We start from the raw sequence: 9,254 nt of genomic DNA, 5'->3' as shown, positions 1-9,254 counted from the left end.
GTGGCGGTGACGGTGGTAGTACCCACATCAAAGGCCGATCCTGAAGCTGGCGCGTACTCGAAGCTGGCCCCTGGGCAATTGTCCGAAACAGTTGGGTTGGGGATATTAACCACTGCGCTGCACAGCCCTAAATCGTTATCTACGGTAATATCTGCCGGGCAGGTGATGCCGGGGTCCTCATTGTCTGTCACGGTGACCGTGAAGGTACAGCTGCCAGTGTTATTGCTGGCATCGGTAGCGATGACCGTCACGGATGTGGTACCTACATTAAAGAACGAGCCAGAAGCCGGGCTGGCTATCGCACTTACTCCCGGGCAATTGTCGCTTGGGGCAGGGATGCTGAAGCTTACATTTGCTCCACACTGGCCGGTATCGTTACTCTGGGTGATATTCGACGGGCAGTTAGCCGTTGGGTTTACATTATCGACTGGGGTAGCTGAAACGGTGAACACAAATGGGTTCTCATCTGGGTCATTATTTTCAATAGAGACCGTTGCCATTTGCTGGCTGCAATCCTCATTGGCAGGATTGTAATCAATTTGGAAGGCGGTAGCGCCCGCAGGAGCGATTGTTGTTGAGGAAGGTTGAGTAACGCTAAATGAAGCAGAGCCACTGATAGCTACGGTTGGAGCGCCATCGAGCAGCAGGGCTATATCTCCAATATTGTTGATGGTAAAGGTACCCGAGGCACTCCCGCCCATGATGTCCACGTTACCAAAATCGTAATTGCTGGCATTATTCGTCAGGCTGTTCATATCAGGGTCTTGCACATCAATTTCTGCATTGCCATTTACCTCCACATTGAAACTGCACGTAGCTGTATTGTTGGAAGCATCCTCGATGGTATAGGTCACTACACTGCTGCCGATGTTGAACTGCGTGCCGCTTGCGTCCGATCCACCGCTGCTGGTGGTTACTCCGGAGATAGCGTGTGTGATGGTGGGGGAAGCGCAATTATCATCGCTACTTGCTGGTGCTATGTCAATAACCGTGGCGTAGGTTTGGTCCGCATCGACCGTTTGCGTGACATCGGCCGGGCAGCTGATGGAAGGGTTCTCTGTATCGTTCACTATCACGTCAAAAGTACACTGGCTGGTATTGCCAGTACCATCGGTAGCGGTGACGGTGACCTGGGTGGTACCTACATTAAAGAACGAGCCGGAAGCCGGGCTGGCGGAAGAAGTAGCCGAGCAGTTGTCGGTGGGGTCTGGAACGGTAAAGCTCACATTAGCGCCACACTCCCCTGCATCATTGCTTACGGTTTGCGTGGCTGGGCAGATTGCAACCGGGTTTTCATTATCTGTAAAAAAAACTTCGCTTGATCCGATATTGTAAGAGGAGGTACTTCGGCTGTTGCCACATATATCATCGGCTAATGGGGTAGAGGTATCCGCAGTGCCATCCGCATCGCTGTTAGGTATTACCGGATAATAGCTGAGTCCATTAGCACAGGTGGAGAGCCCGCAAATGACGTCATCACTGGTGGAAAAGAAGGTAGGACAGCTACCAGAGCAGGACTCTACTATATTTTTTACATTGACCTGAGGGGAAACGCCGATAATCTTTAAGTCGCTGGAGGAGATATTATTGACGATGATATTGTTCGTTAAGCTAAGGAAGGCATTGTTGTTGTTGATATCTACGGCAGCTCCATTGATAGAGGTGTTTTCGGCAATGGTGCAATTGGTAAGGGTTACCGACCCGCTATTAGATGAATTTTCAATGGCTCCTCCGCCGTTGGTCGCTGTATTTCCTGTCATTGTACAATTGATAAATGTATACACTCCACTATGAGTGGCGGCTCCTCCTCCAGCGACACCTGCTTGATTGTTTTGGAAAAAACAGTTGCGGATAGTATAAGCACCGATACTTAAACTAACTCCCCCTCCATAGGATTCGTAAGCAATATTCCCATTGAATAGGCAATTATCGATTTCTACGGTTGACGCACTTTCGATACGTAGCCCTCCCCCATTACTACTGGCTTGATTGGACTCAAACGCACAGTTTGAAATGATGAGGTTCGCATTGTTAGAATCACTGTTAAGCCCCCCCCCACCGAAATTGGATCCAGTTAGCAGGCCGTCTTTTACCGTGAGGTGCTCCAGGGTTACGTTCAAAGAAGCCGCAGCCGGAGGAAGATGAAACACTCGGTCGATATCGTTTCCATTGATGATGGTGTTGCCGCTCCCATTGCCTGTAATAGTGACATCTGCTGTGATATCTAAATCCCCCGTTGCGGCAGCATCTTCATCAGTACCAGCAATGCTCAGCACAATAGGCGTACCATTTGTAGAGACATCAAAGGTGATAGTGTTTCCACAATTACAATCACCAGAGGTGAGGTCAGAGCCGGCGTTGACATTACGGATGGCTTCGCGCAGGGTACAGTTGCCATCTCCTGGGGTAAGGTTGTCGGCGGTAGAGTTGACAAGTATGCTGCCACAATCAGGGGTAACATCCACGGTGAAGCTGCAATTGCCGATAAGGCCAGCGGCATCCGTGACGGTATAGGTGACTACACTGCTGCCGATGTTGAACTGTGTGTTGCTTGCATCTGCCCCGCCGCTGCCGGTGGTCGCCCCTGAGATAGCGTGTGTGATGGTGGGGGAAGCGCAATTGTCATCGCTGCTCACCGGTGCAATATTGATGACCGTGGCGTAGGTTTGACCGGCATCAACGGTTTGCGTGACATCGGCTGGGCAGCTGATGGTAGGGTTCTCCGTATCGTTCACTATCACGTCAAAAGTACACTGGCCGGTATTGCCAGTACCATCGGTAGCGGTGACGGTGATCTGGGTGGTGCCTACATTGAAGAACGAGCCGGACGCCGAGCTGGCAGTAGCAGTCGCCGAACAATTATCGGTTGGGTCGGGTATCGAAAAACTCACATTCGCACCGCATTGACCGGTAGTACTACTCACAATTTGAGTGCTTGGGCAGTTGGCGGTGGGAGGGGTATTGTCTTCAACAGTAACCGTGGCGTTACAGTCGCTGGAGTTGCCATTGACATCGGTTACGGTCAGGATGACGGTATTGGCGCCCACATCTCCGCAGCCGAAGGCAGTCTGCCCTGCGCTGATGCTGGTGATGTCGCAATTATCGGTTGATCCGGCATTGAGTGCCGTGGCGGTGGTGGTGCCATTTCCGTCAGTATCAAGCTGCACGGTCGCATTTTGGCAAAGAGCTGTGGGCGGGCTTGAGTCTTCTATTGTAAAGGTGCAAGTCGTACTCGCCATGCTCATAAACGGATCAGTCACTTGTAGAACCACTGATTGCATCCCTACGTCACTGCAACCGAAAATCAAGCTGTTTTGACCATCGATAAGCAGCGAAAGTGGCGCATAACCTGTGCTATTGTTGCCAACTGCATCAGCCGTTACAGTAGCGATACCGTCAGCACCAATCTGCACGGTCAGGTCAGTAGCACAGACCGGACTTGGTCCAGGGGGTATTGGAGCCTGAAACTCATAAGCCCCCATATCCACTGTAAGGTTAGAAATACGGGGGTTGTCGTCGAGGTCGGTCGTGACATTAAGAGGCACAGCGGCATTGTTGCCAGCATCAATAGCCGGGGAATTGGACTGTAGGCGTAGGTCACCACTTGAGCCCAAACCCACCGGCGGCTGCTGGATAAAGAGTGGGTCTTCGTCCAGGTTAGTAGTGCCGGACCACCCACCCTGTACGATGGAATGGCTGACGTTGAGTGTACTAGATTCGGTGAATATCCCGTCGGAGTTACCCCAGATAATATTGTTGGTTAGCACGTCTGTTGATGTATAGAAGTATATCCCTCCGCCCTCACCTGCTGTATTTCCGGATAGGGTGTTGTTGACCAGCGTATTAGAGGAAATTTCACAAAATATCCCTCCGCCCTCAACTGCCATATTTCCGGATAGAGTGTTGTTGACAAACGTGCTCACGCTAGCTTCGGTGTAAATCCCGCCACCCCAGATTGCTGTATTTTCGGACAGGGTATTGTTAAGTAGTATGTTAATTCCGGTGATGTAGATCCCACCACCATGGTTTGATGAATTTCCGAAAAGGGTGTTGTTGACCAGTGTGTTTGCATTGTAAAAGATGGAAATTGCACCGCCCAGAAATGATGCTGTATTCCCATACAGCGTGTTATTAGCCAGCGTGTTTGCGCTGTTTGTGCCATACGAATCACCGCCGTAGAGCAAAATTCCACCGCCAACATTACGCCAACTTTTACCCCCATTCACCGTTGTGTGTGTATTTCCCCCATTCGCATTACCCCCGGTAATGGTGAATCCATCTAACTGGATATTGGTGGCTATGTCGGAAATTGGAAATACGATCGAAACTACATGATAGACATTATCCGAGGCGTCACCTATTATTCCGATATCCCCGCTGAGTATAGTAGTGTTATTAGCAATATCTCTTTCGCTCAGTGCTAACTCCGTACCAGCGAAGCCGCCATAGAGGCTCAACCCGTCTGGTAGTAAAAAAGTGAAGTCACGATCAGTAGTGCACCCAATGCAGTCCGCCGGATAGGCTGAAGGTTTATAGGTGCCGGCAGCCACCCAGATTTGATCTATATTAGGGCAGGAATTCTTCAGGGCTATGGCATCCTGCAGGCTGGTGAAGGCATCCGTCCAGGAGGTGCCGTCATTAGCTCCAGATGTGGCACCAGCATTAACGTATAATATATTATTAGCAGGGCATTGGGCGTCGAGCACCGTCGGCAGGGCCAGCATAAAAGAAGCGAAGAGGAGAAGGAATAGGTATTTCATGTTCAACTGAAGTTTAGGCAGCAGCACAGGGGACACTTCCGGGACTAGCGTCACCGGTGCAGGCAATTTTTGTTTTAGTGAGTCGGTATACTTGAGCGCGTAAATATGAAGAATGTAGCCAGGGCGGGGATTAAGCTATGTTACCAAAGCGTACGGACATGTTGCATGTTGGCAAGTTGTTAACTTATGTTGCGGGGGGTATTAACTTATGTTGCATCAGGAAAGGAAAAAGCTGGGGGGCTCCCCAAAGCGCTCCTTGAATTTGGTAGAGAAGTACGTCTGGTTTTTGAACCCGACCAGCATGGAGACCTCTTTCACGCTGTACGCGCCTTCTTCCAGCAGTTGGCAGGCAGCATCTAAGCGGTAGTTGCGGATAAAGGAGGAGGTAGACTGCCCGGTGAGTGCTTTCAGCTTCCGGTGCAGTTGAGTGCGGCTCATATTTACGTCCTGCGCGAGGTCTTCCACGGAGAGGTCTTCGTTGCCCAGGTTTTTCTGAATGCTCCTTTGCAGTTTTTGCAAAAAAGGATGCTCGCTGCCTGGCGGCTCTGACTGGAGTACTGTAGGATTTTGAGCACTGTATTTCTGCTGTAGCTGCCGCCGCATCTCAATCAGCTTTCTGACCCTGACCGTCAACTCTTCGACGCTAAAGGGTTTGGTCAGGTAGGCGTCTGCCCCGGTGCCAATCCCCTGTACTATGCTGTCTACGGTAGATTTTGCGGTCAGCAGAATGATGGGGATATGTGCGGTGCGTTCGTCCTTGCGCAGCTTTTCCGTAAGGCCAAAACCATCGAGCCGGGGCATCATCACATCGGAAATGATCAGGTCAGGGATCAGTTTTATAGCTTTTTGAAACCCATCTTCTCCATTTACGGCTTCAACGGGCTGAAAGTTATCGGGCAGGGACTGGCAGATAAACTGTCTTAGGTCTGTATTGTCTTCCACGACCAGAATAAGTTCCTCGTCCATAGAAGCCGGAGTGGCTTCTTCCGGCTGGTTTTCAGGATCTGCAACGGCAGGCAGGCTGAAGGCGAGGTCGGGCGTAGCCGGTTGTGCCTTGCTTTCGTTTACCGTCTCCGGTTCGGTGCGCACGGGCAACAACAATTCAAAGGTAGTGCCTTTTTCGTACTGGCTGTCAACGGTGATCGTCCCGCCCATCAATTCTACCAGCTCTTTGGTCAGTGCCAATCCGATGCCGGTGCCTTCGTGTTCGCGTACGGAGGAGTCATTGGCCTGGTAGAAGCGGTCGAAGATACGGGGCAGGTCTTCTTGCCGGATGCCGATACCGGTGTCCGTTACTGTGATTTTGAAGAAGGCTTGCTGCCCTTGCGCTACTTCTGACAAAGCAGCCTTGACTTGTCCGCTGTCGGGGGTGAATTTCACGGCGTTGGAGAGCAGGTTGTAAAAGACCTTTTCCAATTTATTTTTATCGAGGTAGGAAGGCGCAATTGACGATGGTGCAGACAATTTCAGGGTAATGTCCTTTTTCTCTGCCAGCGGCAAAAACAGGCGGTAGACCCCGCGGAATAGCTCTCCAATATCAGCTCTGCGCAGGTCTTGCTGCATCTGCTTGCTTTCCAGTTTGGACAAATCCATCAGCTGGTTCACGAGCAGGAGCAGGTGTTCACCGTTTTTTAGGGCCATTTTCAGCCGCCCCTGGGCTTTCTTATCCGAATGCTCGGCGATCAATTGCCGGATGGGTTCGATAATCAGGGTGAGTGGGGTGCGGAACTCGTGCGTGACGTTGGAAAAGAAGTTGGTTTTAATGCGGTCGAGCTCGGATAGCCGTTCGGCTTCCTTTTGTTCGAACGCGAGTTGGTTGCGCAATTTGTTCCGGTTGAGCTGAAAACGGTACAAGGCAATGACAGCCCCTGAAAATAACAGCAGGTAGGCGACATACGCCCAGGTAGTCCGCCACCAGGGCGGGTGGATGACAATACGAAGCTGGGCGGGCTTTTCGTTCCATACCCCACTGCTGTTGCTGCCTTTGACTTCAAACAGGTATTCACCGGGCACGAGGTTGGCGTAGGTTACGCTGCGGTCGGCCCCGGCGCGCACCCACTCTCTGTCGACGGCGGACATCCGGTACTGGTACTGATTCTTTTCTGAGATGGTATAATCCAAGGCTGTAAAATCCAGGGTGACATGGTTTTGGTGCCAGTCCAAGTCAATGCGCCCTGTGGAGGCAATAGATGCTTTCAAAATAGCCTTTTGGCCGTCTTCCAGCGGCTGTCCTATAGCCACCTCTTCACTATGTATCTTCAGCCCGGTGATATGCACGGGCGGAATATAAGGGTCTGGCTTGATCTGGTCCGGGAAGAAGGCCGTGATGCCATTCACCCCACCGAAGAATAGCTGCCCGGTCGTTTCGTTTTTGAAAAAAGCGCCGGTGTTGAATTCGGTTGCCTGCAGCCCATCTTCGGCTTTGTAGTTCCGGAAGACCTCCTGGCGGGGGTCAAAGCGGGACAGTCCCCGGTTGGTGCTCAGCCAGAGGTAGCCTTCTTCATCCGCAAGTACGCCATAGACCACGTTGTCTGGTAGCCCCTGTACGGTCGTAAAGTGCTCACACTGCCCGGTCTGCTTATTGAGTTTATTTAAACCGCCCCCTTTGGTACCTACCCACAGGTAAGTATCTGGCTCAGCCGGGTCATCCAGGCAGGATGCCACGCTGTTGTGGCTGAGGCTTTGGGCGTCGTTGGGGTCATTATTGAAAAAACGGCAGCCTGAAGGTTGGCTATTTTGATCCAGCTTCAGGTGTACCAGCCCTCTGGGGCCGCCTTTCCAGAGGTCGCCCTGATGGTCTTTGTAAAAGCAAAAACTAGAAGTGCCCGTAAGGGGCAGCTCCTCCGATTCGTCGCAGGAAATTTCCTGGCTTTTTCCGGTAAGCGGGTCAAAGCGCAGAAACTCCTTTGTATTACCAGGGAACCAAAGCTTGCCTTGTGCATCCTCAATCATCTGACCGAAAAGGGGGTTGATATTGTTCGGCAGGTAAGTTTGCTGTATTTCAAAAGCGGTGTCCAGTTGGTAAAGCTGGGCGGTCGTGCCATCCGAAACAGCCCAGATCATACCGTTTTTTGCCTGGTACAGCCCTCGGGTCTCATCGGGCAGGGGGTACTCATCAGATAAGGGCAGGAACCGCTTGTTTTGTGTGGAATAGGCGCTGGCCGATAGCCGGCTGGCGGTAAAAAGGTGCCCCTCTATCTCAGTAATAAAAGTAACACTATTTCCTTCGTCCAAGTGCTCAAAAGCAGCGGGTTGTGTCTGGTACTTATAGATGCCATATCCATTGGTGCCTATCCATAGCGTATGGTGGTCGTCGAAATACATGGAAACCAGGCGCGTCGTACCGCCCACATCCAAAACGGTATCAAACTGCAACTGGTCAGCGGATAGTGTGGGATCAAAGGAGTAAAGCCGGCTGTCAAACCCAGTAGAAAACCATATTTCTTCTCTGTCTTCCAGAATGGCGAGGTCATAAACGCTTGACAGGAAAGGTTTTTCCGCATTTTTGATCAAAAGCGGCGCCTTTTTATCCCGGTACTGCATTAAGCCCAGGTTAGAGCTCGCCCACACGGTGCCAGTGGGGTACTCTGCCATCTCCCTGCTCCATAATTCACCTGTACCATTATTGAGCACAACAGGCTCAAATCTTTCGTCATCCGCATTCCAGGAGAATATCCCGTAGGCTATTACCCGGATCAATATTTTCCCAGTTGAGGTGCAGAATATACTGGATACGGTATTTTTAACCCCATCGGGTAAAGGGAGAAAGACCGTTTCAAACTGAGGAGGTTTTCCCGGCGCTAGTTGTTGCGTTAGTTTCAGTTTATATACTCCATCATCTGTGCCGATACAGAGACCTCCTTCCGCGTCTTTTGCAATGGAGGAGACTTGGTAAGCAGGCAAATCAGGCGAAAGAGTATCCTTAACGGTGATCGGGTAGAAAACTTCCCGTTTACGGTCGAAAAGGTTCAAGCCGTGTGATATGGTACCTACCCACATATAGTCTTCGGATTCTTCCAAGAGGCATGCGATCTCGTCTCCGGAAATGGACAGAGCGTCAAAGGGGTTGTGCGCAAAAACCTTGAAGGTGTGCCCGTCATAGCGGTTTAGCCCATTATTGGTCGCAAACCACATAAAGCCGTCACTGTCCTTCAAAATGTCATTGATCATGCCCTGAGAAAGCCCGTCCTGTACGGTAATACGCTTTAACGATTGGGCCATAAGCTGGGTGGCACCACACAATATGAACGCTATGAAGAGGTAGTACTTCATGTGTTGGGCTTAAAGTAGCATGTAAACTTAAATATTAATGGGTTGGTTCGAATATATTAGATTTTAATAAAGTTGAATCCAGACCATGCGCGCTCGTGTGTGCGCGAGTTTGGCTGGTTGAAAAAAATCTGCTATGTTATATAGCATGATAGACACAGACCAAATACGAAGCAACCCCGCCCAGCTAAAAGCACTGACCAGTTTAGAGCCAGAAGAGTTTGA

General features: G+C 50.8%; 2 protein-coding genes. Both read right to left on the bottom strand.

Annotated features, from left to right (window positions below; genetic code table 11):
* The coding region (locus tag RIC19_RS12890) for an HYR domain-containing protein (protein ID WP_350178738.1) at positions 1 to 4,760 on the bottom strand (4,760 nt) is incomplete at its 3' end.
* Positions 4,761 to 4,976: 216 nt separating this feature from the next.
* Complete coding sequence (locus RIC19_RS12885) at positions 4,977 to 9,032, bottom strand: ATP-binding protein (protein WP_350178737.1); 4,056 nt, start codon at positions 9,030 to 9,032, stop codon at positions 4,977 to 4,979.
* Between the last annotated feature and the right edge of the window lie 222 nt (positions 9,033 to 9,254).

The sequence above is a fragment of the Phaeodactylibacter sp. genome (genome assembly GCF_040219495.1).
GTDB lineage: Bacteria > Bacteroidota > Bacteroidia > Chitinophagales > Saprospiraceae > Phaeodactylibacter.
Note: the sequence above shows the minus strand (reverse complement) of the source record. Positions and strands in the feature narration are given on the sequence as shown.

Coding starts and splice junctions, on each gene's coding strand:
- RIC19_RS12885 (WP_350178737.1), bottom strand. CDS start 9,032: ATGAAGTACTACCTCTTCATAGCGTTCATATTGTGTGGTGCCACCCAG.